The sequence below is a fragment of the Frankia nepalensis genome, from assembly GCF_016786325.1.
GTDB classification, from domain to species: domain Bacteria; phylum Actinomycetota; class Actinomycetes; order Frankiales; family Frankiaceae; genus Pseudofrankia; species Pseudofrankia nepalensis.
This window is the reverse complement of the sequence record NZ_JADWYU010000344.1, coordinates 1-1,699: the sequence shown is the minus strand read 5'-3', so window position 1 is coordinate 1,699 and position 1,699 is coordinate 1. Positions and strand designations below refer to the sequence as shown.

Here is a 1,699-nt window from a genome sequence, read left to right as displayed (position 1 = left end):
CCCGAGTTCGGTCATTTCGTTAGTGCCTTGCCTGTGAGGGCGTCGAGGAGGGCTCGGCGTTCGGGGTCGAGTTCGGGTGGGAAGGTCTGGATGGCTCCGTTGATCGCGATGGTCGCGGAGCGGAGCGGGCGGAGCTGTCGGATGACGTTGCGCAGGGCGAGGCCGGTGCGGTCCTGGATGGCGCGTGCGACGGCGAGCGCGGTGAACACGATGGTCAGGTGGGCTTCGATCGCGTCCTGGGTGCGGACGAACATGGGGCGGGCGGCGAGGTCGGTCTTGGACATTCGGAACGACTGCTCGACGTGCCAGAGGTCGTGGTAGTTCGCGGTGACCTCGGCCGCGGCCAGGACGCTGACCGGCAGGTTGGTGACGTAGCCCTTCAGGCCGACGAGCCGGCGTGCCCGGGTCAGGCTGGCCTCGTCGAGGCTGGTGGCGTCGCCTTTGACGGTGACGAATCTCGGGGTGCGGGCGGTCTTCTCGCCGTCGACGACGGCGCGGGCGCGGTTCTCCTGGGCGGTCAGCGTCCTGTTGTCGCGGGCGGCCCGTTTGGCGGAGTAGGCCCAGACCGCGCGCCAGGAGGCGGGGTGCTGTTCCCGGTTCCAGACGGGCTCGGCTCTGCGCGCGGGGTCGTTGTCGCGGTTGCGCCCTGTTCTCGGGGTGATCGTGTCGATGACCTGCCCGTCGGTGAAGGCGTCGCCGTGCCAGTGGAAGTGTGATTCCAGGTCGACCGGGGCCTTGGTCGTTCTGGAGCCGACGATGAACCTGAACCCGGCCTCGTCGAGATCACGTAGGTTGGCCGCGGAGAGCATGCCGGCGTCGGCGACCACGACCAGGTTCTCCAGGCCGTGACGCTGCTTGAACTGGCGGACGATCGGCAGGATCGTCGCGGTCTCGGCCTTGTTGCCCTCGTAGCAGCCGATCTCGAGCGGGAAGCCATACCGGTCGACGAGCAGGCCGACGACGATCTGCGGGTCGACGCGGCGTTCCTTCGAATAGCCGACCTTCCGCAGGTCGTCCTCGTTCTCCGCCTCGAAGTAGAGCGTGGTCACGTCGTAGAGACACAACGAGACATCACCGCTGGCCTGGGCGTGGGTGAAACACAGCGCCGCGAGCCGGTCGCGGTGGCCATCGCGCTGCGCGCGCAGCAGCGTGCGGCGCATCGTCTTCTCGCTCGCCGGCGTGACGCCGAGATCGACCAGCACCCGGCCGGTGTCGAGGATCGACGTCGGCTCGACCAGCCTGGCGATCACCAGATCCCGGAACACCTCGTCGCCCAGCGCGTCGAACCCCAGCGACGCGAAAACCCCGGCCAGTGTCTCGTAGAGCACCCGCGACGCGGTCCCGACCACCCGCGGGCCGGCGACCGCCGTCCGCTCCCGCGCCGGTTGGCTGGCCATGTCGAACAGAACCGCCGGGGCCGCGGTCGCGGCGACCAGTGGCGTCCGCACCGCGACAGGCTCGACCCCGAGGTCGAGTTCACCCTGGCCCGGAGCCTCCAACAACTCCCGAGCCCGCTCGACGAGCACCCCCAGCTCGGCCTCGGTATGCGCCGAACCCACATGCGCGACGATCCGCCGCCGCCCCCCGACCGACTCGGCGATCTGCACAGCCGTCGCCCCCGACGCCGTCCGCACCCGCCGAATCCAGGCCACAGCCCCACGGTAGAGGCACCAATTAGTGCCTCAGAACAGCCCTCCCG

The 1,699-nt window shown here is 69.7% G+C and carries 1 protein-coding gene; it reads right to left on the bottom strand.

What is annotated here, in order from left to right; translation table 11 throughout:
• Window positions 1-11: 11 nt before the first annotated feature.
• Complete coding sequence (locus I6A81_RS41090; protein WP_203010518.1) at window positions 12-1,652, bottom strand: IS1634 family transposase; 1,641 nt, start codon at window positions 1,650-1,652, stop codon at window positions 12-14.
• Between the last annotated feature and the right edge of the window lie 47 nt (window positions 1,653-1,699).